The sequence below is a fragment of the Williamsia sp. z34 genome (assembly GCF_059553395.1).
In genome coordinates, this window is record NZ_JCANWW010000006.1 from 376,200 (window position 1) to 398,300 (window position 22,101).

The 22,101-nt window shown below is 65.1% G+C and carries 22 protein-coding genes; 10 read left to right on the forward strand and 12 right to left on the reverse strand.

Features of this window, described 5'->3' with window-relative positions; genetic code table 11:
- Nucleotides 1-33: 33 nt before the first annotated feature.
- Entirely contained in the window at nt 34-954 is a 921-nt protein-coding gene (locus tag AC51GT_RS17585) for an AraC family transcriptional regulator (protein ID WP_496329583.1), read from the forward strand.
- Between the two features lie 5 nt (nt 955-959).
- Here AC51GT_RS17585 and AC51GT_RS17590 read toward each other — a convergent pair whose 3' ends face one another.
- Nucleotides 960-1,634 (reverse strand): sterol desaturase family protein, encoded by a 675-nt coding sequence (locus AC51GT_RS17590; RefSeq protein WP_496329584.1) that lies wholly within the window; start codon nt 1,632-1,634, stop codon nt 960-962.
- Complete coding sequence (locus AC51GT_RS17595) at nt 1,624-2,367, reverse strand: FadR/GntR family transcriptional regulator (RefSeq protein ID WP_496329585.1); 744 nt, start codon at nt 2,365-2,367, stop codon at nt 1,624-1,626. The genes AC51GT_RS17590 and AC51GT_RS17595 overlap by 11 nt, the downstream gene beginning before the upstream one ends.
- Nucleotides 2,368-2,438: 71 nt before the next feature.
- Between AC51GT_RS17595 and AC51GT_RS17600 the strand changes: the two genes are divergently transcribed.
- Both AC51GT_RS17600 and AC51GT_RS17605 read left to right on the forward strand, forming a co-directional pair.
- The gene (locus tag AC51GT_RS17600) at nt 2,439-3,896 is read left to right on the forward strand and encodes an amidase (protein ID WP_496329586.1); all 1,458 of its coding nucleotides are present in this window, start codon (nt 2,439-2,441) and stop codon (nt 3,894-3,896) included.
- Nucleotides 3,893-4,465, forward strand: a complete 573-nt coding sequence (locus AC51GT_RS17605; RefSeq protein WP_496325032.1) for a GNAT family N-acetyltransferase — start codon at nt 3,893-3,895, stop codon at nt 4,463-4,465. Before AC51GT_RS17600 ends, AC51GT_RS17605 begins: the two co-directional genes overlap by 4 nt.
- Nucleotides 4,466-4,504: 39 nt before the next feature.
- Here AC51GT_RS17605 and AC51GT_RS17610 read toward each other — a convergent pair whose 3' ends face one another.
- The 3 genes from AC51GT_RS17610 to AC51GT_RS17620 are packed head-to-tail and all read right to left on the reverse strand — an operon-like array spanning nt 4,505 to nt 7,327.
- The gene (locus AC51GT_RS17610) at nt 4,505-4,963 is read right to left on the reverse strand and encodes a type II toxin-antitoxin system VapC family toxin (protein ID WP_496329587.1); all 459 of its coding nucleotides are present in this window, start codon (nt 4,961-4,963) and stop codon (nt 4,505-4,507) included.
- A complete protein-coding gene (locus tag AC51GT_RS17615) occupies nt 4,960-5,196 on the reverse strand; it encodes a type II toxin-antitoxin system Phd/YefM family antitoxin (RefSeq protein WP_496329588.1) in 237 nt (78 codons plus the stop codon). Before AC51GT_RS17615 ends, AC51GT_RS17610 begins: the two co-directional genes overlap by 4 nt.
- Before the next feature lie 28 nt (nt 5,197-5,224).
- Nucleotides 5,225-7,327, reverse strand: coding sequence for a RecQ family ATP-dependent DNA helicase (locus tag AC51GT_RS17620; protein WP_496329589.1), 2,103 nt, complete (start codon nt 7,325-7,327; stop codon nt 5,225-5,227).
- 161 nt (nt 7,328-7,488) lie between these two features.
- Between AC51GT_RS17620 and AC51GT_RS17625 the strand changes: the two genes are divergently transcribed.
- Entirely contained in the window at nt 7,489-8,364 is an 876-nt protein-coding gene (locus AC51GT_RS17625) for an endonuclease domain-containing protein (protein WP_496329590.1), read from the forward strand.
- 84 nt (nt 8,365-8,448) lie between these two features.
- On the opposite strand, the gene AC51GT_RS17630 is transcribed toward AC51GT_RS17625, so the two are convergent.
- From AC51GT_RS17630 to AC51GT_RS17640, 3 genes are all read right to left on the reverse strand, one after another.
- Nucleotides 8,449-9,357: a DNA-3-methyladenine glycosylase family protein gene (locus AC51GT_RS17630; RefSeq protein WP_496329591.1), complete on the reverse strand. Its 909-nt coding sequence runs from the start codon at nt 9,355-9,357 to the stop codon at nt 8,449-8,451.
- Between the two features lie 5 nt (nt 9,358-9,362).
- Nucleotides 9,363-10,748 carry a dihydrolipoyl dehydrogenase gene (lpdA, locus tag AC51GT_RS17635; RefSeq protein WP_496325038.1) on the reverse strand — a complete coding sequence of 462 codons (1,386 nt, stop codon included), beginning with the start codon at nt 10,746-10,748 and terminating at the stop codon, nt 9,363-9,365.
- Nucleotides 10,749-10,845: 97 nt separating this feature from the next.
- Nucleotides 10,846-11,013: a hypothetical protein gene (locus tag AC51GT_RS17640; RefSeq protein ID WP_496325039.1), complete on the reverse strand. Its 168-nt coding sequence runs from the start codon at nt 11,011-11,013 to the stop codon at nt 10,846-10,848.
- Nucleotides 11,014-11,171: 158 nt separating this feature from the next.
- Here AC51GT_RS17640 and AC51GT_RS17645 point away from each other — a divergent pair, with 158 nt between their 5' ends.
- Entirely contained in the window at nt 11,172-12,386 is a 1,215-nt protein-coding gene (locus AC51GT_RS17645) for an NADH:flavin oxidoreductase (protein ID WP_496325040.1), read from the forward strand.
- On the opposite strand, the gene AC51GT_RS17650 is transcribed toward AC51GT_RS17645, so the two are convergent.
- Both AC51GT_RS17650 and AC51GT_RS17655 read right to left on the reverse strand, forming a co-directional pair.
- Nucleotides 12,379-13,623 (reverse strand): RNA polymerase sigma factor, encoded by a 1,245-nt coding sequence (locus tag AC51GT_RS17650; RefSeq protein WP_496329592.1) that lies wholly within the window; start codon nt 13,621-13,623, stop codon nt 12,379-12,381. The genes AC51GT_RS17645 and AC51GT_RS17650 overlap by 8 nt on opposite strands.
- A gap of 3 nt (nt 13,624-13,626) precedes the next feature.
- Nucleotides 13,627-13,995 carry a YciI family protein gene (locus AC51GT_RS17655; protein WP_496325072.1) on the reverse strand — a complete coding sequence of 123 codons (369 nt, stop codon included), beginning with the start codon at nt 13,993-13,995 and terminating at the stop codon, nt 13,627-13,629.
- A 232-nt stretch (nt 13,996-14,227) separates the two neighbouring features.
- Here AC51GT_RS17655 and AC51GT_RS17660 point away from each other — a divergent pair, with 232 nt between their 5' ends.
- Genes AC51GT_RS17660 through AC51GT_RS17680 form a run of 5 tightly spaced genes read left to right on the forward strand, consistent with a single transcriptional unit; the run spans nt 14,228 to nt 20,537 of the window.
- Nucleotides 14,228-16,255, forward strand: coding sequence for a DNA/RNA non-specific endonuclease (locus tag AC51GT_RS17660; protein WP_496329593.1), 2,028 nt, complete (start codon nt 14,228-14,230; stop codon nt 16,253-16,255).
- A gap of 12 nt (nt 16,256-16,267) precedes the next feature.
- Entirely contained in the window at nt 16,268-17,224 is a 957-nt protein-coding gene (locus tag AC51GT_RS17665; protein WP_496329594.1) for a M43 family zinc metalloprotease, read from the forward strand.
- Nucleotides 17,225-17,229: 5 nt separating this feature from the next.
- Entirely contained in the window at nt 17,230-17,481 is a 252-nt protein-coding gene (locus tag AC51GT_RS17670; RefSeq protein ID WP_496325044.1) for a hypothetical protein, read from the forward strand.
- Nucleotides 17,482-17,508: 27 nt separating this feature from the next.
- Nucleotides 17,509-18,501, forward strand: coding sequence for a M28 family metallopeptidase (locus AC51GT_RS17675; protein ID WP_496325045.1), 993 nt, complete (start codon nt 17,509-17,511; stop codon nt 18,499-18,501).
- The gene (locus AC51GT_RS17680; protein WP_496325046.1) at nt 18,498-20,537 is read left to right on the forward strand and encodes a prolyl oligopeptidase family serine peptidase; all 2,040 of its coding nucleotides are present in this window, start codon (nt 18,498-18,500) and stop codon (nt 20,535-20,537) included. Before AC51GT_RS17675 ends, AC51GT_RS17680 begins: the two co-directional genes overlap by 4 nt.
- 101 nt (nt 20,538-20,638) lie before the next feature.
- Here the strand turns inward: AC51GT_RS17680 and AC51GT_RS17685 are convergent, their stop codons facing one another.
- Together AC51GT_RS17685 and AC51GT_RS17690 are read right to left on the reverse strand one after the other, a co-directional pair.
- On the reverse strand, nt 20,639-21,613 hold the full coding sequence (locus tag AC51GT_RS17685) for a transposase (protein ID WP_496329362.1): 975 nt from the start codon (nt 21,611-21,613) through the stop codon (nt 20,639-20,641).
- Between the two features lie 44 nt (nt 21,614-21,657).
- On the reverse strand, nt 21,658-22,053 hold the full coding sequence (locus tag AC51GT_RS17690; protein ID WP_496324071.1) for a hypothetical protein: 396 nt from the start codon (nt 22,051-22,053) through the stop codon (nt 21,658-21,660).
- Between the last annotated feature and the right edge of the window lie 48 nt (nt 22,054-22,101).

Genomic DNA, 22,101 nt, shown 5'->3' on the forward strand with positions numbered 1-22,101 from the left:
GCCTGATCAGATCTGGGGATGCTTAGATTGCGTATGGACGAATCCCCCGCACTCTTGGCCGAGCTCTGCCGGCGTATCGAACCGGCGGCCCGGTCCGACATGCGGACTCCGATCGACGGGCTGCTGGTGTCCAAGGTCGCGACGGCCACACCGGATCATTCGCTGACCGAACCGCTACTTGTGGTGATGGCCCAGGGCGCGAAACGACTTCTGCTGGGCGAGAAGGTTTTCGAGTACCACGCCGGCCAGTGCCTGGTCGTGACCGCGGATCTACCGGTCACGGGTCACTTCATCGGCGCGAGCACTCGAACACCCGCGCTGGGTGTCGGACTGAGGCTACGTCCGGACCGGATCGCCCCACTGCTGCTCCAGAAACCGGCCGAAACCTGGGGGCGCAGCAGGACCGGCAATCCGGCGACCATCACCACCGGTCGGGCCGGGCCGGCATTACTGGACGCGGTGGTCCGGATGCTCCGCCTGATCGATCACCCGTCAGATGCTCCCGTTCTGGCCCCGCTGATCGAGCAGGAGATTCTCTGGCGTCTGCTCACCGGCCCCCACTCCGATGCCGTCCGTCAGATCGGCCTGCCCGACAGCGATCTCACCCACATCAATCACGCCATCCGGTGGATCCGTGGCAACTATGCAGAGCCGGTGCGCATCTCCGACCTGGCAGGCATGGCCGGGATGAGCACCTCGACGTTCCACCGGCGGTTTCGCGCCATCACGGCGATGAGTCCGTTGCAGTTCCAGAAGAGCATCCGCCTCCAGCAGGCGCGGACCCTGTTGCTCGCCGATGCCGGCGATGTCACCGGCGTGGCCCATCTCGTCGGATATGACAGTCCGACGCAGTTCAACCGCGAATACCGACGGATGTTCGGTGCACCACCAGGCCAGGACGCCAAACGCCTTCGCTCACTGGATCTGGCGCAGGACGGCCCCCACCTCCCGTGATGAATTCAACTCATCGCGTGCAGGTTCTTGGCGGTCGGAGATTTCTCCACCGACTCCGGATCGGGATTCGTACCGAGTAGCCGGTCCGCGGTTCCCGACGTGGTGACCGTGAACCAGTAGTGCTCGTTTTTGTAGTGATGGAACCGGTGGTGGCGCCAGGTCGCCCTGTAGAGGCCGGATTTCGGCTTGTAGTCGGTGTGGATCAGGTAATGCGTCCACTCGTAGATCAGCCCGAGAATCCCGAGCGTCACCATGAACGTCAAACCCAGGCCCGTTCTGCCAAAGGCCAACAGACCGAGCGCGAGGGCCACCGGCAAGATGAGACACAGGACCTGCCAGGGAATGAAGATCAGTGGGACGTCGCGTGGATTGTGGTGGTGCTCCCGGTGTTTGCGCGAGAGCAGGGTGTCGATCTTCAGCCCGACAACGGTCCGGGGTCGCCAATGCAGGATGCAGACGTGAATCATCCACTCCGCAAACGGGAACAACAGAACCATCACGACGGGGACCAGCGCATCGGTCCAGGAAAAATCACCGACCACCACGCGTGCGACTGCCGAAGCACCCAGGAACACGATGATCATCCATGGTGAGGGATACCTGACGAACTCACGAAAGGCGCTCTGCAGAGTGACCTTCCGGCGGTCCTTGCGCCCGGTTGCCGCTTGTTCATTCACCATCGGGGTCCTCTCGGAGCAGGTCTTCCATCTCGGTGAACGCCGACATCAGGGTTGTGGTGGCGGGTTCGAGCAGCACCGCCGCGGCGCGCGCAGCACCGGCTGGATCATGCCTTTCAACGGCGGCAACGATCGCGCGGTAGCCGCCGGAATTCCCGACCTCCGCCGACAGCGCACCGGCCAGCGCCGGGAGAGCGGGCTCGTACGCGGCCCGCATCGTGTTGTACATCAATCGGAACGCGATCGAATCCGCGCCGTCCACCAGTGCATCCCAAAAGTCCAGCGCAACAACCTGTTGCTCAATGGGGTCGGCCAGATCAGCAAGCGTGGTCGCGGCATCACGCACGACAGCGATCTGTTCGTCGTTCGCACGCAGCGCCGCCAGCTCTGCCACCTTGGGTCCGATGTGAGCTCTGGCCTCGATGACCGAACGGGCCACCGACACATCGAGTTCGCCCTGTCTGATGAGCAGGCGGGGTAACAGGTCCAGACCGCCGAACTTCCGCACATCCCGGACGGTGGTGCCGTCTCCCTGCCTGATCGTGACGAGCCCGGCCGCGGCCACCCGTTTCAACGCCTCCCGCACGGCGGGCCGCGAGACACCGAGCACGCGCGCGAGTTCCCGTTCGCTGGGCAACGACTGTCCGGGAGCCAGATCACCGCTGAGTACGCCTTCGATGATCTGCTCGAAGACGTCCTCGGGGACGCTGCGATGTTCGATCGGCTGGAACGGCATGATCCGACCGTAGGACCGCCGACGGTAAGAGGTCAAGTGGTCAGACCAATTCTCTGCAGTACCGTGTGCGCATGGCCGATCGCACCCACGTCCACGCTTTCACCGACGATGCACTGGGCGAGCATGACGCAGTGTCCCTGGCCGCCGCCATCGCGGCCGGCGAGATCAGCGCCCGCGAGGCCGCCGAAGCCGCCATCGTCCGAGCAGAACAGGTGAATCCAGACCTCAATGCCTTGGTCGTACGCGATTTCGACCGCGCGCTCGCCGCTTCCGATCGTCCGGCGCGTGGCGTGCTCGCCGGAGTGCCGACCTTCGTCAAAGACAACACCCACATTGCCGGTCTACCGACAGCGTTCGGTTCACAGGCCGTCCGTCCCACACCGAAGACGGCCAACGAGCCCTACGCCGACCAGTACCTGTCGACCGGCATGACCGTGCTCGGCAAAACCACCCTGCCCGAGTTCGGCTTCAACGCCACCACCGAATTCGTTGACCTGCCGCCCACCCGGAACCCCTGGCACACCGGGTACTCGTCGGGTGCATCGTCCGGCGGTTCGGCCGCAATGGTGGCCGCCGGAGTCGTTCCGATCGCCCACGCCAACGACGGAGGTGGCTCGATCCGGATCCCCGCCGCGGCGTGCGGCCTGGTGGGACTGAAGATGACCCGCGGCCGCGAGGTGCAGTCGATGCAGGGCAAGGCCATGCCGGTCGACATCGTGTCCAACGGCGCTCTGACGCGCACCGTACGGGACACCGCGGCGTTCGCCGCTGCCATCGAAATGTACCGGCCTGCAAAGAAGTTGAAGCCGATCGGGCAGGTCGAAGGTCCGTCAGATCGTCGGTTGCGAATCGGTCTGATCACCAATTCCATCGTCGGCGACCCCACCGATGCAGAAACCAGAGATGCCGTTCTGCAGACGGCGGAGCTGTTGACCTCGCTCGGTCATGACGTTTCAGAGGTCGCGGTCCCCACCGATCAGACGTTCGTCCGCGACTTCGTCCACTATTGGGCGCTGCTGGCGTTCTCCTCGAAGTATTTCGGCAAGCAGGTGACCGGAGACCGGTTCGACAGAACCAAGGTCGACCCACTCACAGCCGGGTTGGCCCGCGACTTCCTGCGCCGACCGTGGCTGACGCCGGCATCGATCCGCGGATTGAAACGCAGCGAAAAGCAGTATCGCGCAGCGTTCTCCGATCTCGAGGTGACACTCTCACCCGTCGTCGGCCACACCACACCCGAACTCGGCTACCTCTCCCCCGCTGCCGGATTCGAGGTGATGTTCCCGCGACTGGTCAACTACGTCAGCTTCACACCCCTGAACAATGCCGCCGGCGGTCCGGCCATCTCATTGCCCATGGGGCGCACCAGGGATGGACTGCCCATCGGAGTCCAACTCTCCGCCGCCCACGGTGACGAACGCACCCTGCTCGAGCTCGCTTTCGAACTCGAGGCAGCGAAGCCCTTCGCCCGGATTCAGGATCCGGAACGATCGACTGCCGGCCAACTTCCCCAGACTCCAACGCCATGACCATTGACGTTCGTCCGGCTTCAGACTTCGAAGATGTCCGCACCCTGCTCGGACCGAAGTCGCCGGGTGCCAACGTCTGCTGGTGCCTGAGCTACCGGATCCCGTCCAAGCTCAACAACGAGCTTCGCGGGCCGGCCCGCGGTGAGTACGTCGCCGAGCTGTGCCGTGCCGACCCGCCGCCGGGGGTCCTCGCCTACGACGGTGACGAGCCGGTCGGCTGGGCCGCCGTGGCGCCGCGCTCGGAGACCTCCTTCGCACGCAACCGCAAGATCCCGCATGTCGACGACCTGCCGGTCTGGTCGCTGTGGTGCATCCGTGTCCGCCCCGGTCATCGCAAACAGGGGATCTCGCACGCCCTGATCACCGGAGCGGTCGAGTTCGCCCGCGCCCAAGGAGCGACGGCGATCGAGGCGTACCCGCTCGACAACGGTGATGCCAAGGTCGACCTGACGATGGCGTACGCCGGGATCCGAAAGAACTTCGAACGCGCCGGCTTCACCCACGCCGCCGACACCACGTCGGTGCTGGCCGGTCATCCCCGAGTGCTGATGCGGCTCCACCTGCGCTGACCGAAAAGCCCGGCGACTCGAAGAGCCGCGGAACGGTGGTCAGTGCTCGGAGCCACTCGTCGCAGGACCGTCGGGGTGCGTAACGGGGCGCAGATCCAGGTCATCGATACCCGCAAATTCGCTCGGATTGCAGGTATAGAGCGGCAATCCGTGGGCAATCGCTGTTGCCGCGATCAGCGCGTCATACGCCCGGGCGGACGGCTTTCGGCCGGCTTGCCGCAACGACGCTGCCACCCGTCCGAACGCCCGCGCTGAGGCGGCGTCAAACGGAACGGCGTCAAAGTCGGCCTCGGCTTGCTGGAGATGGGCTTGGCGGCCGGACCGTTCCGCTGGTGTCGCAGCGACATGCGGGCCCACCGACAACTCTGCCAAAGTCACCGCGCTGATCTCGCAGTGCGCCGGCAGTTCGTCGGTATCCGTCAGGCGCCCGAGCAGGATCACTGTCGAAGTGTCAAGCAATCCGCGTTCATCGGTCTGCACGGGCTCGCCGGTACTCACAGCGACGGATCGATGGTGTCATCGAGGTCCCGCCGGAACTGTTCGGGATCAATCGGCGGGAGATTGCGGCGCCGCGCGATCAACTCCACGGTGGTCACCGGTGACCGCCGCCGGGGGATCAACTCCGCGACTTCCTTACCATCCCTGGTCACCACGAGGCTCTCACCGCGAAGGACCTTGTCCAAGACTTCACCACCGTGGTTTCGCAACGCGCGAACTGTCACGCTCTCCATACCCAAGTGTATCACCGGTGATACACCCTCAGTTGGTACTCGCCAGCGCAAACGGCAGCACCTCGGCCACGCCGGCGCGACGGAGTTGACGCGCCGCCATCGTCATCGTCCACCCGGTGTCGGCGAGGTCGTCGACCAGGAGCACCGGGCCGGCGAGTTGCGCGATCATCGCAGGGTCCGGATCCGTCCACGCATCAGCCAGGGCCGCAACCCGGTACGCCGAGTTGGCCGCCGTGACCGGGCGGTGTTCCGGTGAATACCGCAACGTCCCGAGGTTGGTCAGACGGCCCAGTTCGGAGAGCCGGTCGACGACAGAGCCGATCAGGATGGGGTGCGTATCCGAGTCGAGGCCCATGATGGCGGTCGGCCGGGTCTGCCACGGCCATGCGGCCAGAACGGCCACCGCGCCGCGCAGCATCTCTTCGGGAGCCGGCGCGTCGGGCTCATCGAGGAGTCGGCGCAGTCGGTTTCCCCATCCCAGGTCACTGAGTCGGCCGATCACGCGCCCCATCGACGGCCCATCGGAGATCTTCCCCGACAGGTCGACCCCCAGCTTCTTCATGCCGGACGGCCACTGCTTACGTGGAGCCAGTTCCACACCCGGACGCTGCAGTTGTTCCCGCGCCGCCTCGAGGGATTTGTTGTCGACGGACGGCGAATACCGTTGTCCCGCACAGTTGTCGCAGCGTCCACATTTGCTGTCGGGCACCAGGTCGGGATCGTCCAGCTGGGCGCGCAGGAACGCCATCCGACAGTTGGGGGTGTTCTGATAGTCGAGCATCGCCTGCTGCTCGCGCTTGCGGGCCATCTCCAGTTTCTCGTAGCGGTCCTCGTCATACGCCCATGGCTGACCGGTCCCGAGCCAACCGCCCTTCACCCGCCTGACCGCACCGTCGACGTCGAGCACCTTCAGAACCATCTCCAACCGCGAGCGGCCCAGGTCGACCAGCGGCTCGAGTGCCTGGGTGGACTGTGGACGGTCGGTATCGAGGACCTCGATCACCCTGCGCACCAACGCTTCCGGGGGGAACGCCACCGACGCGAAGTATCGCCAGATCTCCTGGTCTTCACTGCCTGGTAGCAAGATCACCTCGGCACTGGCCGTCGAACGGCCGGCACGGCCCACCTGCTGGTAGTAGGCGATCGGCGACGACGGAGCGCCGAGATGGATGACAAAGCCGAGGTCGGGTTTGTCGAAACCCATCCCGAGCGCGGAGGTTGCGACCAGCGCCTTGACCCGGTTGGCCATCAGGTCGGCTTCGAGTTGTTCCCGCTCCCCCGAATCGGTGGCGCCGGTGTACGCGGCGACCTTGTGTCCCAGGTCGGTGAGCAGCGTTGCGACGTCGCGGGCGGCGGCCACCGTGAGGGTGTAGATGATGCCCGACCCCTCGATCGAATCGATATGGGCGGCAAGCCATGCCACCCGCTCGGCCGACGTGGGCACCTTCACCACCGACAGATGCAGTGACTCCCGATCGAGCCCACCGCGCAACACCAGCGTGTCGCCGCCACCGACACCGAGCTGGGCTGCAACGTCGTCGACGACGCGATCATTGGCGGTCGCGGTGGTGGCCAGGACCGGCACATCGGTGCCCAACTCGGCGACCAGAGTCCGGATCCGGCGATAGTCGGGCCGGAAATCGTGGCCCCAGTCGGACACACAGTGCGCTTCGTCGACCACCACCAGTCCGGCGTCGGCGGCGAGTGCAGGCAGGACGTTGTCGCGGAAGTCCGGATTGTTGAGTCGCTCGGGACTGACGAGCAGTACGTCGAGGTCGCCGCTGTTCACCCGCTCATGGATGTCGTCCCACTCGGTGACGTTGCCCGAGTTGATCGTCGCCGCCTTCACCCCGGCCCGCTCCGCCGACGCGACCTGGTTGCGCATCAGCGCCAGCAACGGCGACACGATGACGGTCGCGCCCCGACCTTCGGCCCGCAGCAACTTGGCGGCGATGAAGTACACGGCCGACTTGCCCCAGCCGGTCCGTTGGACCACCAGCGCCCGTCGTCGTTGGACCACCAGCGCCTCGATGGCCGTCCACTGGTCGTCGCGCAGCGTGGCGTCGGGTCCGGCCAGCTGCTCGAGGATGGTCTGAGCCTGCTCGCGGGTGGCGGTGATTCCAGTGGTCATGTCCCCATGGTGCCCTGCCACTCCGACAGTGCGCGCAGGGGCGTCTGACCAGCACCCCGACCTCCGCCGACCGTGCCAAAACAACCGTCGACCGTGCCAAAGTTGTCCACAGGTCGAAAAATGCCTGGAACCGCGCAGCGATTGTCCTCGTCGACATTGGCATGACACTTGGCGACAATCCGTTCTGGGGACCCGACGCCCCGCTGCCGGATGGCATCACTCGTCGGATGATGGAGAGGAATTATCGGCGCCTCCACCGCGGAGTCCTGATCAACTCGACCAAAACGTTGGGCCCGCTCGACCTGATCGACGCCGCCTTACTCCGCGCAGGCCCGGCCGCGGCATTGTCTGGCCTGTCGGCCGCATTCCTCCACGGAATGAGGTGGTTCGACGACGATTCCCCGGTCGAGATCAGTCGTCACCCCACCGGACAGGGGCGCTGCCGGGGCGGCATCCGGGTCGTCCGCGCGGATCTGGCCCCCACCGACATCACACTGATCGACGGACGCCGGATCACGACAGCGCTGCGTACCGCCTACGACCTGGGCCGGCGACCACCCCGGTGGCGCGCGCTGGGCCATCTGGACGACCTCGTCAAGGCCACCGGACTCGACCTCCGTTCGCTTTGGCGGTACATCGTCGATCATCCCGATACCCGCGGCATCAGACAGATCCGCGGCCTCATGCCCCACATCGACACCTCGTCCGAATCACCCCCGGAAAGTTGGCTTCGGCTGCTGATCATCGACGGCGAGCTGCCTCGTCCGGAAGGCCAGATCGGCGTGCTCGACGAGCGCGGTTACGAGTTCGCGCGCCTCGACCTCGGGTATCGGCGTTTCAAGATAGGCATCGAGTTCGACGGCATCGACTTCCACGGATCAGCCGAGCAGAAGGCACACGACGCGGCCAGGGATGCGAAGTTGAAGCGGTTGGGATGGGTCAACATCCGGGTCACGGCAGAACGCATGCGGGACGAGCCCGACGATCTGCTGCGCGAAATCGAGCACCATCTACGCGATCGCGGCGCATACCGTTGACCGCTTGGGCACGCTCGACGGTGATTTCGGCACGCTCGACGGCGATATCGGCACGGTCGACGGTGGTGCGGGGTGGGCGCTCGGTCAGAGGTCCCGGTAGTCGCGGGTCGGCATCCGGGGAGCCCGCCGGGCCGGCATCGGCATGTACAACTCGATCAGGCGGATCACCCGATAGCGATGTCCGGCATAGGGTTCGAGGAGTTCGAGCATCCCGTCGTCGTCGACCCGTTTGCCGATGAGCGCGCCGCCGACCATCGACGGATAGTGGAAGTCGCCGACCGGCACCGCATCGGCATCCCCGACCGCGCGAACCCTGGTCTGCGCTGCCGTCCATGGCCCGATCCCACGCAGCAGCTGCAGTCGATCGGCCTTGCGCTCCACGTCGTAGCCGGCGGCGGAGACGATTGTCCGTCGCCGTGCCGGCTCCGCGCCACTGGCATGCCATTCCCACTGCGGGATCTCACGCCAGACCTGTTGCGGCGGCGGCACCCTCATACTCGGCGCGCCCGGCGCCGGTTCGCCGTACTTCTTCAGGATGTAACGCCATGACCGCCAGGCCTCGGCGCCGGTGACCTTCTGCTCGAGCACCCCGGCCGCCAGCGACTCCCAGACCCGATCCGTGCGTCCGATGCGCAAACCTCGCCCCTGCCGGGCGAGCTTGGCGATGACCGCGTGGTGGGCGACGAACTCCTCCGGGTTGTCCTCGCTGCCAAGCATTTTCGGCAGATGCTCGAGCAACCACGGTCCACCCGGACCCCACGCCCGTCCCAGCACCTCGGCACCATGATGTGAAACAGCGAGGGTCCCGGGACCGTCCGGGGTATGGACCGCCCGCCAGATCGAACCGTTCGGGGCGAACCTGGTGGACGGGTCGCCACTACCGCGGCGATGCAAACCCAATGTGGCCCGCAGATCCAGTGGACCCGGCGGTGTCCAGAGCCGGGAAATGAATGAAGGGCCCGGCGAATTGTCGCCGGGCCCTTCATCAGTCATGAAAACTACAGGTTGATCATGTGACCGATGGCGCCATGGAAGGTCTCCTGCATGGCTTCACTCATCGTCGGATGGGTGTGGACGTTGCGGGCCAGTTCCTTGGCCGTCAGGTCCCACTTCTGGGCCAGTGTCAGCTCGGGCAGCATCTCGGAGACGTTGTCGCCGACCAGATGTCCGCCGAGCAGCTCGTCGTTGGTCTTGTCGGTGATGAGCTTGACGAAACCGGTGGGTTCGCCGAGGCCGTGCGCCTTGCCGTTGGCGGAGAACGGGAAGGTGGTGACCTTCACGTCGAAACCCTCGTCGTTGGCCTGGTCCTCGGTGAGACCGAAGGAGGCGACCTGCGGCTGACAGAACGTCGCCCGCGGCATCATCCGGTAGTCGTCGATGATCATCGTCTCGGCTCCGCCGATGGTCTCGGCAGCGATGACGCCCTGGGCCTCGGCCACGTGCGCGAGCATCAGCTTCGCGGTGACGTCGCCGATGGCGTAGATGCCGTCGACGTTGGTGCGCATGTGGTCGTCGATCGCGATGGCACCACGATCGGTCAACTCCACGCCGGTCTTGTCGAGGCCGAAGCCTTCGACACGCGGCGCGAAGCCGACCGACATCAGGACCTTGTCGACCGTGAGCTCACCGGCGTTGTCCTTGGCATCGACGTACTTGACGACGACCTTCGAACCCTGGTCATCGATCGACTGCACCTTGGTGGAGGTGAGGATCTTGATCCCGAGCTTCTTGTAGGCCTTGGCCAGCTCCTTCGACGCGTCTTTGTCTTCGTTCGGAAGCACACGGTCGAGGAACTCGACGATGGTGACGTCGACCCCGTAGTTGGCGAGCACGTAGCCGAACTCCATGCCGATGGCGCCGGCGCCGACGATCACGATCGAGCCGGGGAGTTCGCGGGTGAGGATCTGATCCTCGTAGGTGACGACGTTGTCGGACAGTTCCACGCCGGGCAGAAGCTTCACCACCGAGCCGGTGCTGATGATCGCGTTGTCGAACGTGATCTCGCGGTCGCCGACCTTGATGGTCTTCGCATCGGTGAACTGACCGTATCCGTCGATCTCGGTGATCTTGTTCTTCTTCATCAGGAAGTGGACACCCTTGACCATCCGGTCCGCGACCTGACGGCTGCGATCAAACGCAGCACCGAAATCGAAGGTCACGTCCCCCGACATCCCGAAGGTCTTCGCCTGATGGTTGAAGATATGTGCCAGCTCGGCGTTGCGCAGCAACGCCTTGGACGGGATGCAGCCCACGTTCAGGCAGACACCGCCCCAGTACTTCTCTTCGATTACGGCAGTTTTGGCCCCGAGTTGCGCCGACCGGATCGCAGCGACGTAACCTCCCGGACCTCCGCCAAGGACAACTGTGTCAAAGTGTTCAGCCACGCGCTCTACCCTACGTCTCTGCACTACGGCGTGCTGACAGATCCCCCTAGCCAGGGCCTGATTTCATGTGAATGGGACGCAGGCGCCCGGTCGGCGATCACCCCGCCGGGATCCACAACCAACGGTCCGGCGGTGACATCAGCGCGGCGTATCCGCGACCACCGTCGGCGAACTCCTGGGCATCGGGGTCGGCGGGCAGTGCCTCGAGTCCATCGTCGCGGCCCGGGTCACAGACCTCGAGATGCACCTTGCGCTGCGCTTTCATGCCACATCCCTTGCGTCCACAGTCCCCGACACACCATTCATGGCGGCGTCCACCCGGTCGCCCGGATCGGACCTCCACGCTCTATTCGTCACCCGACCGCAGTCGGATGGAATCACCCGGGCGGCCGGGACTAGAACCTGTTCTTGTTCACCGATCCGATGGCGGATACCCTCAGCAGAGTGCAGCCCACACCGTTTGCCCCCGCGTCCCTCGGTCCGCTCAAACTCCGCAACCGGATCATCAAGTGCGCCACGTTTGAGGGCGCCACACCCGATGCCCTGGTGACTCCTGAACTCATCGAGTTCCACCGGGAAGTTGCCGCAGGCGGTGTCGCGATGAACACCGTCGCCTACTGCGCGATCTCGCCGGAAGGCCGCACCGACCGCCACCAGATCTGGATGCGCCCGGAGGCCGTGCCCGGTCTGATCGACCTGACCGAGGCCATTCACGCCGAGGGTGCCCTCGCCGCCGCGCAGCTCGGGCATGCCGGTCCGGTTGCGAACTCCATCTCCAATCAGGCCAAAGCCCATGGACCGTCCCGCATTCCGGCACCCATGGGCATGTCGTTGTGTAAGAAGCTGACGACCGATGACATCGCCGACTCCGTGTCGAAGTACCGGCGGGCCGCCCGGCTCGCGGTCGACAGCGGCTTCGACGGACTCGAACTCCATTTCGGTCACAGCTATCTCGCGAGTAGTTTCCTGAGCCCGCTGCTCAACCGCCGGCGCGACGAGTACGGCGGTTCGCTGGTCAACCGGGCACGCTTTTGCCGCGAGATCAGCGAAGCGGTGCGGGACGAGGTCGGCGACGATGTCGCGATCTGGGCGAAACTCGGGATGTACGACGGCTTCCCCGGATCGTTCGGTGTCGACGAGGCATGCGAGGTCGGCCGGATGTTCGAGTCCGACGGCTACCTCGATGCCATCGAACCCACCGCGGGTAGTTCACTGCTCAACCCGATGTACCTGTTCCACGGCGACGTGCCCCGCAAGGAGTTCGCCGACGCCTTCCGCGGCGCGATGCGCTTGGGCCTCAAAGCGGTCGCCCCGTTCTTCCTGAAGAAGTACGACTACGAGCCGGCCTACCTGCTGCCCCTCTCTCGCCAGTTGCGCGCGGCCGTGTCGATGCCACTGATCCTGTTGGGCGGCATCACCGACCGTGCATCGATGGATCTCGCACTCGCCGAGGGCTTTGACTTCGTCGCGATGGGTCGCGCACTCCTGCGTGAGCCCGACCTCCTTCTGCGCATCGAGGCCGACCCGACGACGGTGTCCAAATGTGTGCACTGCAACCTGTGCATGCCGACCATCTACTCGCGTACCCGGTGCCCGGTCCGTACCGGTGAGGTCTCCGAAGCCGAGGCGGTCAGCTGAGTTCGCCGCGCCGCCGTTCGAGTTCGTGACGCTGCGCGGGATCGATGGTCAGAGAAATGGCCTTGGCGAACGCATCCCGGGCCTGCGTTGTTCTGCCGAGTTGCCCGAGCAGGTGGGCGCGGGTGCTCCAGGCCGGCTGAAAGCGGCCGGTCCGGTCGGCAACCTGCTCGAGTACGTCCAGCCCGGCCGCCGGGCCGTCGACCTCCGCCGTCACCGCGGCCAGTGCGACGGTGCTGCCCAGAGTCGGTGCCACCGTGTCGAGTACCCGGTACAAGTCGCGCAGGACCCACCAATCGGTGGTTCCCAGCTCTCGCCGCGCGATGTGCACGGATTCGATCGCGGCCTCGAGCTGGAAGCGTCCGAGCACACCGCATCTGTGCGCCGTCCGTAAATGCTCCTGCCCCCGTGCGATGAGGCCGCCATCCCACCGCGTCACATCCTGTTCGGCCAGCGGGACCAATGCGCCGGTCGGGCTGTACCGGGCCGGGAGTCGCGCATTGGACAGGCAGATCAGTGCCGCGAGCCCATGCGTCTCGGCCGAGATCTCCCGATCGTCCGCCGGCGCCAGGGCGACCAGCGTCTCGGCCAAATACAGTGCTTCGGTCGCCAAATCGTCTCTGCGCTGCGTTCCGCTGCTGTGCCAGTCGATGGCAAACGTGCCATAGACGGCTTCGGCGACGGCCGGCATCCGCTGCGCCAGCACTGTACGGTCCGGGATCCGGAAAGGTATGCGGGCCTGCTTGATCCGTCGTTTTGCCCGAACCAGACGCCCGGCCAGCGTCGCGGTGGGGATCGCCAGTGCCCGGCCGATCTGTTCGGAGGTGAACCCGAGCACGGTGTTCAACATCAGCGGGGTGTGCACCGCCGGGTTGATCGCCGGGTGCGCACACACCAACATCAGTGCCAGCCGGTTGTCCCCGATCACGTCGGGATCGACGACGTCGAGGTGCACGCCGGCATGTCGATCCTCTTCCAGCACAACCGAATTGCGGTAGGCGGCAGACTTCCACCGATCCCGTTGGCGATTGCGCGCGACCGCGAGAATCCACCCGTCCGGGTTGTCGGGCACCCCCGCGTGCGGCCAGTGCGTCAGAGCCCGCTCGAAGGCGTCGGCCAACGCGTCCTCGGCAGCAGGCACGTCGCCGTCGGCGGCGGCCAGCAATGCCAGCAACCGGCCGTAGGACGTACGCGCGGACATGGCCGCGCGTACGTCCACCTCAGACCCGGACTCGGGCATGGTTCAGACCCAGTGCCCGTCCACCAGCGAGATCCCGACCGGGCGCACCTCGATGACGCCGTACTGGGCGCCCGGGTTCTTCTCGGCCCACGCGAGCGCGGCATCGAGGTCGGGGACGTCGATCACGAAGACCCCGGCCAAGGCCTCCTTCGTGTCGGCGAACGGGCCGTCCTGGATCTGCAGGCTGCCGTCCCGTCGGGTCAGCGTGGTGGTTGCCCCCACCGGTTGCAGGATCTCGCCGGCCACGAGGACCCCGGCGGCGGCAAGTGCGTTGCCGTAGACACCGAAAGCGTCCTGACACTCGGCCCACTCCGCTTCGGAGATCTCGCCTTCACCGGGCTCACGGTTGCTCAGAAGTAGTGCGTATCGCATCATCGGCCTCCTTTGGTTTCGTCCATTGTGGGCCGCTTTGTTGCGGTCCAACACTGCAATGACGATCGGCAACCCCATGAATCGACGCATCCTCGAGGCAGGTCACGTAGTGCCGGGTGACGGATTCGGGTAGCGGACTACGCGCGCGCGGACTGCCGGATCGCGGGATCGTCGAACCACGCCTCCACCTCAGCGCCCGAACACCTCGACCCGAACTCGACGAGGACATGCCATGACGATCATCCAGACGCAGTCCGATGAGCTGACGCAGTCACACCTGGACGCATTCGATTCCGAGTATCGACTTCAGATCGACGCCGCCACGCGAAGGATCGCCGAGCGCCAGGGCAAACGCAGCGGCAACGAGGATGCGGTGGCGCGGGGCGCCCTGGCCGACGCGGACTCGTCGGCGCGGATCACCAACCGCCTGGCCCGGATCGCCCGCTATTACGCACCCGGCTCGGCGTCCCTGACACCCGAACCCACGATCGCCGCGGGAGTGGTCCGAGCCGCTGATGCGCTCGACATGAAGGGCGCCGACCTCGAGAAGATCATCAACGCTCCTGATTTCTTGGGCATCCGATACCTCGACGAAGGCGTGATCTCGGCGCGATCGGTGGGCCGGGTGAACATCGGGGTCGGCTCCGGCCGGTCGCGCGGGTTCGGCACCGGATTCCTCGTCGCCCCCTCACTGCTCCTGACCAATCACCATGTGCTGCCGGACGCAGAGACGGCCCGGACGAGTCAGATCGAGTTCAACTACCAGGACGGGGTGGGCGGGGTTGCGCTGTCCGGCAACTCATTCGCCTTTGCACCCGACCGCTTCTTCCTCGCAGACCGCCAACGGGACTTCGCGCTGGTTGCCGTCGACGCTCCGGCGGCAGAACTGGCGCCATACGGGTACAACCGGCTCACCTCGGCGCAGGGCACGGTGATCGTCGGTGAATCCGTCACCATCATCCAGCATCCCGGTGGTCGAAAGAAGCAGATCGTCTTGCGTGAGAACAAACTCGTCGACATCGCCGAGGGCTTCGTCCACTACTCCGCCGACACCGAACCCGGATCATCCGGTTCCCCGGTGTTCAACGACCAGTGGGAAGTTGTTGCGCTGCACCATGCCGGCGTGCCCGCCCCGCAGCAGACGCAGTTCGGCGGGTTCCTCAACGAAGGGGTACGCGTCAGCAGCATCCTGGCCCACCTGCGGGCACAGCCCCTGACCGCCGCGCAGACCGAACTCGCCGGCGCCCTACTCGGCGACGACCAGCCGCCACCGGCCCCGGTGCACATCCCCGGCGCCGGGCAATCGGACCACGGCGAGGCACACTTCGCGAACACGGCCACGACGATCCGGCTCCCGGTGGAGATCACCGTGCATCTCAACGGCAGTGCCACCACGATCCGGGCGGATGCGGGCACCGTGAACACCGGCACCGAGGCGGTCACCATCGACCCCGACTACAACACCCGCGGTGGCTACGACCCCGGTTTCCTCACCCGGCCGGTACCGTTGCCCGTTCTGCCCGAGGCCATCAAACAGGTTGCTTCCGAAGAACTTCGGTACCACCACTTCAGCGTCGTGATGCACCGTGTGCGCCGGATGGCCTTGTTCACCGCGGTCAACATCGACGGTGGTCAGGCGAACGATCCGCCCCGGGAGTCGGACCGGTGGATTCGTGATCCGCGGATCGGCGCCGACGCACAGACCGACGAAGCCCTCTACCGCGACAACCCCCTCGACCGCGGGCACCTCGTACGCCGTCTCGACCCGGCGTGGGGTCCGCAAGCGAAGGCCGCCAACGACGACACCTTCCACTTCACCAATTGCACGCCGCAACACCACGATTTCAATGCGGGCCGGACATTGTGGGTGGGACTGGAGGACCATCTGCTGCGTAGCGCACAGAACAACGCCCTCAAGGTCAGTGTCCTGACCGGGCCGATATTCGCCGACGACGACCCGTCCTACCGCGGGTTCAAACTCCCGAAGCAGTTCTGGAAGGTCGCGACGATGGTCAAAACCGATGGCACACTGTCGTCCACCGGCTACTTACTGAGCCAGGAGGCGCTTCTGGATGAATTCGCCACCGCGCCTGAAGCTTTTGCCTTCGGGGCGTACCGTACCTACCAGGTTCCGGTCCGCCGGATCGCCACCGCAGCCGGCCTCGACCTGAGCGCCTACCTCGGTTCCGATCCGCTGGAGCACATCGAAAGCTCCCACATCGCACGAGAACTCATCCGCACAGCAGACCTCATCCTCTGATCGGAGAACATCATGACCACCATCGAACCCCCGACCACCCGCCGCTGCGGGGCAATGCCCGAACACCGCAGATTGCTCACCGAGTCGGCGGACTACCGTCGGGCGCGGGCCGAACTCGAGAACACAACCATCGAACTCGAAGCCCTCGAACGGCTCAGTACCGAGATGGTCCACATCCCGGTGGTGGTGCATGTGGTTGCCCGGACAGACGCCGAGAACATCTCAGATGCTCAGATACACAGCCAGATAGAGGTTCTCAACCGCGACTTCCGGGCCACCAACGACGACATCGACCGGGTCCCGGAGTTCTTCAAGGACCGGATCGGCGACGCTCACGTGGAGTTCTCCCTGGCCACCGTCGACCCGACGGGCAGCCCGACGACCGGTATCACCCGCACCTCGACCACACTCCCGAGCTTTGATTCCGACAATGCCATCAAGTTCACCGCCAGTGGTGGCATCGACGCCTGGCCCACCGACCGGTATCTCAACGTCTGGGTCGGGCTACTCGGTGGTGGACTGCTCGGGTACGCACAATTCCCCGGCGGACCCGCGGACACCGACGGTGTGGTGATCACCCACACCGCGTTCGGCACCACCGGAACCGCCAAAGCGCCGTTCGATCTCGGTCGCACGGCCACCCACGAAATCGGGCACTACCTCAACCTGTTCCACATCTGGGGCGACGACGGGAGCGGCTGCGGCGGCACCGACGAGGTCTCCGACACCCCCAACCAGGGCCGCGAGAACACCGGCAAGCCGACCTATCCCCATGTCAGCTGCAACAACGCCCCGCACGGCGATCTGTTCATGGATTACATGGACTACACCGACGACGACTCGATGATGATGTTCACCGCAGGGCAGGTCAGTCGGATGCGGGCCAGCCTCGACACCGCCCGGGCCGCGCTGGTGGCGGCTGGAAGCGCCCAGGCCGCCGCCCCGACGTCGCCCACTCCGGTGCTGTGACCCCCGTGGCCCAACAGCGCTGGTGGCACTCCTTCGAAGAAGACCACGACGACGTGGCCGTCTACCGCCCCGACGGTTTCGAGTTCCCACCGGCCAGGGGCCGGCGCGGCATCGAACTCGAACCCGACGGATCGGTGGTCGAGCTCGGACTCGGCCGCGACGACGTACCCGGGCAGCGGCTGCACGAATCGACCGGAGCTCCGGCACCCGAGATCGTTCACCGCGACAGTGACCGGATCGAGGTCCGGCGGCCATGAGACGCCGGCACTGAAAGGAACCCTGTGATGCCGACCGAGGACACCGTCGAAGCCGGACGTGAACGCACCTGCCGACGATCGGCGGCGATGCGAATCGCACCGATGATCGAACACCCACCGATGGTCAGGGCCATGCCCGATCCAGAGATCGCCGCATTGCTCTCTGCCCTGTCGCGCCCGCGCTACGACCGCTTCCTGACAACCATCGCCGCCCCGCTGACCCGACATTCGCTGAGTCCGGAGTTCGGGTCCACGATGTTGTTCGCGGCCGTCGAACTCGACGGTGCCGGATACACCGTCTACCGCACGCCGGTGGCGGTCGGCTCCGAATCGAGTGCGAACCTCATCGCGCACCTGCCCGGAAGCGGCCCCGAACCCCGTGACCTGATCCTGGCCACCGCCCACCTGGATTCGGTCAACGAAGCCGGACGTTCGCTTCCGGCACCGGGCGCCGACGACAACGCCTCGGGGTCGGCGGGGGTGCTGGAACTCGGGGTCGTCCTGGCGGGCCACACATGGCAGCACGATGTGGTGCTCATCTTGTTCGGCGGCGAAGAACAGGGCCTGCTGGGCAGCACCGAATACGTCGCCGCGCTCGCACCGCAGGCGCGGGACCGGATGACCACCGTCATCAACATGGACATGATCGGCCGGAAGAACTCACCCGCCCTCGGGGTCATGATCGAAGGCGGACAGAACTCGCAAACGCTGATGAATGACCTGGTCACGGCCGCGGCGACCTACACGGAGCTGTCGGTGACCACGTCGCTGAACCCGTTCGCCAGTGACCACGTGCCGTTCATCGACGCCGGAATCCCGGCGGTCCTGACCATCGAGGCCGATGACCGGTCCAACACCGATGTGCACAGCGAACGTGACACCCTCTCGACCATCGACTCGTCGCTGGCCCTGGAGATCCTGCGCATGAATCTCGCGGTCATGGCGGCCCGCCTGGGTCCCGGCGCCTCCGGACCGCTGGTGAACACCGAGAGGTCGGGTGCGGCAGACTGGTCGGCGTGAGTGATTCCGACCCGTACCTCTGGCTCGAAGATGTGACCGGCGATGACGCCCTGACCTGGGTGCGTGAGCACAATCAGCCCACCCTGGATCGGCTGACCACCGCAACCCGTTTCTCTGAACTAGAAGCCGCCGCCCTCGAGGTCTTCGACACCGACGACCGCATTGCGTACGTCCGACGCCGCGGCGACCACCTCTACAACTACTGGCGTGATGCCGCCAACCCGCGTGGGCTGTGGCGCCGCACCACGTTGGAGCAGTACCGCACCGACTCCCCCGAATGGGATGTACTGATCGATCTCGACGCGGTCGCCGCCGCCGAAGACGAGAACTGGGTCTGGAAAAGTGCCCTGGTTCTGCGTCCGGCCCATGAGCGGGCGCTGATCCTGCTCTCGCGTGGTGGCGCCGACGCCTCGGTCGTACGCGAGTTCGACATGGTCTCGCGGACCTGGGTCGACGCCGCCGACGGCGGGTTCACCCTGCCGGAGAACAAATCCGACATCGACTGGATCGACAACGACACCGTCTACGTCGGCACCGATTTCGGAACCCACTCGGACGGCCAACCGGCGCTGACCAACTCCGGATACCCCCGCGTCGTCAAGCGCTGGACCCGCGGAACCCCACTGGAATCTGCGGAAACCGTCTTCGCTGGATCTGTTGAAGACGTTGCGGTACAGGCGATGTACGACGACACCCCCGGTTTCGAACGGCACTTCGTCGTCCGGTCGACCGACTTCTTCCACCAGGAGTTCTATCTCCTCGCCGACGGCACGGAACCGACGCTGATCGATGTCCCCACCGACGCACACACCAGCGTTCACCGTCAGTGGCTGCTGGTGTTCACCCGTTCGCCCTGGGAACTGGGCGATTCGCAGACATACCCGACCGGAACGCTCCTGGTCTTCGACCACGACGCGTACCTGGCCGGGGATCGGGAAGCGACCGTGCTGTTCTCGCCCGACGACCACACCAGTCTGCAGAACTTCTCCTTCACGTCCAAGCATCTGGTGCTGGTGACCTTGCGTGACGTGCAGACACAGGTGCGTCTGCTGTCGCTGTCGGACTGGTCGGTCTCCGAGCTCGCCGGCCTTCCGGAGCTGGCGACCATCTCGGTCCTGGACACCGACGCCGACCACAGCGACGAACTGTTCCTGTCGGCCAGCAGCTTCACCACCCCGCCGAGCCTGCTGCACGGGACGAGTACCGACGGCGTCGCCCCGATCAAACAGTCACCGGCGTTGTTCGACACCAGCAATGTCACTGCATCCCAACACTTCTCGACGTCGGACGATGGAACGAAAATTCCGTACTTCGTGGTCAAACGCGACGACGTGGATTCGGGACCGACCCTGCTGTACGGCTACGGCGGGTTCGAGAACTCGCTGACACCGAGCTACGGCGCGGTCTCCGGGCGCAGCTGGGTGGAGCGCGGCGGCATCTACGTGATCGCCAACATCCGAGGCGGCGGTGAATACGGACCGACATGGCACACCCAGGCCCAGCTCGCCGGCCGCCATCTCGTCTACGAGGACTTCGCCAGTGTCGCCAAGGATCTGATCGCGCGCGGCCTGACCACCAGTGAACAACTGGCGGCACAGGGCGGGTCCAACGGCGGACTGCTGATGGGCGTGATGCTGACCAGCTACCCGGAACTGTTCGGCGCCTTGGTCTGCCAGGTCCCATTGCTCGACATGAAGCGCTACCACCTGCTACTCGCCGGCGCCTCCTGGGTGGCCGAATACGGCGACCCCGACGATCCGGAGCAGTGGGAGTTCATCTCGAAATACTCCCCATATCAACTACTTCGCCGTGACGTCGACTATCCCAAGCTGCTGATGACGACCTCGACACGCGACGATCGCGTCCATCCCGGTCACGCCCGCAAGTTCGTCGCCCGCATGGAGGAACTGGGACATTCGGTGAGTTACTACGAGAACATCGAGGGCGGCCACGGCGGCGCCGCCGACAACAAGCAGGCGGCCTTCAAATCAGCACTCGCCTACGAGTTCCTCTGGGAGAGCATCGGCCCCCACTGAACGCCCACCGTCGAGCGTGCCGAACCGCCCGTCGAGCGTGCCGAAATCACCGTTCACCGTGCCGAAAGTGCCGACACCGGTAGATGTCAACCTGTGTGGAGTCATTTTGTGGCGGGTTGGGGTCCGGTGGAGTTGATTCCTGACCAGTTCGGGGCGGGTGGGGCGGTTGGTGGTTGGCGGAATCGGTCTGGGTGTTCGGTGTAGTAGGCGTCGAGTGCTTGTTGCCGGCGGCGGTGGGTTTCTCGCCAGGATCCGTCGTGGACGTCGTTGGGTGTGTAGAGGCTGATGCCGCTGTGGCGGTGGTGGTTGTTGTACCAGTCGGTGTAGGTGGTGACGTAGTTGCGGGCGTCGTTGAGGGTTTCGAAGATGCCGGGGAAATGTTTGCGGTGTTTGAGGGTTCGGAACTCTGACTCGGAGTACGGGTTGTCGTTAGAGACGCTGGGACGTGAGTGCGATTCGTTGATCTTGTTGTTGCCGAGCATGGTTTTCATGGCATCGGAGCGCATCGCTGATCCTGAATCTGCGTGTACCCATTGGGGTTTGGTTCCTTCTGTGGTGAATGCGGTTTCGAACATTTCCACTGCCATGTAGTCGAGTTCACGGTTTTCGACGCGGTTGGCGATGATCTTGCGGGAGAAGATGTCGATGATTGAGTACACCTTGAATGCTTGTCCGCGGTAAGGGGCTTTGAAGTCGGTGATATCCCAGGACCAGATTTGGTTCGGTCCGGTGGCCAGCAGTACGGGTTTTTCGCGGGGCCCGGTTTTGGTGCGGTGGGTTTTGACTGGTCGCTGTGATTGTTCCAAGGCTGCGGCGTAGCGCCACCAGGTGCGGCGTGAGCCGACTGTTATGCCCTGGTCCCAGGCGGTGGCGTAGGCCTGGTCGACGGAGTCGCCGCGCGTCCAGGCCCGTAGTACGTGCTCCTCGATCGTGGTGATCTCGGTCAGATTCAGTGCGTGTGGTTGGTGGCGTTGGGGGTGTGAGATCGGGTTGCTCACCCGGTTTCGGGGGCGTTGGCGGTATTGCCAGGTTGACCGTGAAATATTCAGTACGGCAAGGGCTTTGCGTTGGCTCATCCCGGGTAGCTGTGCAAGTAGGGTGACCAGCATGTTTTCGGAGGTCAGGAACTGGGTGGCTCGGGTGGAGTGGGGGTGTCGTCGGGCGTGTGCTCGCTCCACTTGTGCATGAGCCCGATAGCTTTTCCCAACGCGTCGTTGGCCGCTCGTAAGGAGGAGTTTTCCTCGTGGAGTTCGGCCAGTTGCGCGTCGTGTTCGCGTTGTTGTTGGGTCAGGAGTTTTTCCAGATCCTCAAGTCGAGCAGGGTGGCTGGTCATTCCTCGAGTCTTGCGAGGTACGAGGTCGCGGTCAAGGTCGCCGTGGAGATAGGCGCTGCGCCAGCGTGCTAACTGTCGGAGGCTGAACGGTTTGTCCTGCAGCCAGGCGGTCTTGCTGCCGTGGCGCTGTTGGAGGTAATCGAGGACGAACTCTCGTTTCTCATCGGTGGTGAAGGCGAGCATCGGGCTTCCTCTCGGTGCGGTGACTCACCTTGAGGCTGACACGGAGGG

Coding starts and splice junctions, on each gene's coding strand:
- AC51GT_RS17640 (WP_496325039.1), bottom strand. CDS start 11,013: ATGAAAGCGCAGCGCAAGGTGCATCTCGAGGTCTGTGACCCGGGCCGC.
- AC51GT_RS17620 (WP_496329589.1), bottom strand. CDS start 7,327: ATGACCACTGGAATCACCGCCACCCGCGAGCAGGCTCAGACCATCCTC.
- AC51GT_RS17645 (WP_496325040.1), top strand. CDS start 11,172: ATGGCGGATACCCTCAGCAGAGTGCAGCCCACACCGTTTGCCCCCGCG.
- AC51GT_RS17665 (WP_496329594.1), top strand. CDS start 16,268: ATGACCACCATCGAACCCCCGACCACCCGCCGCTGCGGGGCAATGCCC.
- AC51GT_RS17600 (WP_496329586.1), top strand. CDS start 2,439: ATGGCCGATCGCACCCACGTCCACGCTTTCACCGACGATGCACTGGGC.
- AC51GT_RS17650 (WP_496329592.1), bottom strand. CDS start 13,623: ATGCCCGAGTCCGGGTCTGAGGTGGACGTACGCGCGGCCATGTCCGCG.
- AC51GT_RS17630 (WP_496329591.1), bottom strand. CDS start 9,357: ATGACTGATGAAGGGCCCGGCGACAATTCGCCGGGCCCTTCATTCATT.
- AC51GT_RS17605 (WP_496325032.1), top strand. CDS start 3,893: ATGACCATTGACGTTCGTCCGGCTTCAGACTTCGAAGATGTCCGCACC.
- AC51GT_RS17585 (WP_496329583.1), top strand. CDS start 34: ATGGACGAATCCCCCGCACTCTTGGCCGAGCTCTGCCGGCGTATCGAA.
- AC51GT_RS17685 (WP_496329362.1), bottom strand. CDS start 21,613: ATGAGCCAACGCAAAGCCCTTGCCGTACTGAATATTTCACGGTCAACC.
- AC51GT_RS17625 (WP_496329590.1), top strand. CDS start 7,489: ATGACACTTGGCGACAATCCGTTCTGGGGACCCGACGCCCCGCTGCCG.
- AC51GT_RS17590 (WP_496329584.1), bottom strand. CDS start 1,634: ATGGTGAATGAACAAGCGGCAACCGGGCGCAAGGACCGCCGGAAGGTC.
- AC51GT_RS17690 (WP_496324071.1), bottom strand. CDS start 22,053: ATGCTCGCCTTCACCACCGATGAGAAACGAGAGTTCGTCCTCGATTAC.
- AC51GT_RS17660 (WP_496329593.1), top strand. CDS start 14,228: ATGACGATCATCCAGACGCAGTCCGATGAGCTGACGCAGTCACACCTG.
- AC51GT_RS17655 (WP_496325072.1), bottom strand. CDS start 13,995: ATGCGATACGCACTACTTCTGAGCAACCGTGAGCCCGGTGAAGGCGAG.
- AC51GT_RS17595 (WP_496329585.1), bottom strand. CDS start 2,367: ATGCCGTTCCAGCCGATCGAACATCGCAGCGTCCCCGAGGACGTCTTC.
- AC51GT_RS17615 (WP_496329588.1), bottom strand. CDS start 5,196: ATGGAGAGCGTGACAGTTCGCGCGTTGCGAAACCACGGTGGTGAAGTC.
- AC51GT_RS17675 (WP_496325045.1), top strand. CDS start 17,509: ATGCCGACCGAGGACACCGTCGAAGCCGGACGTGAACGCACCTGCCGA.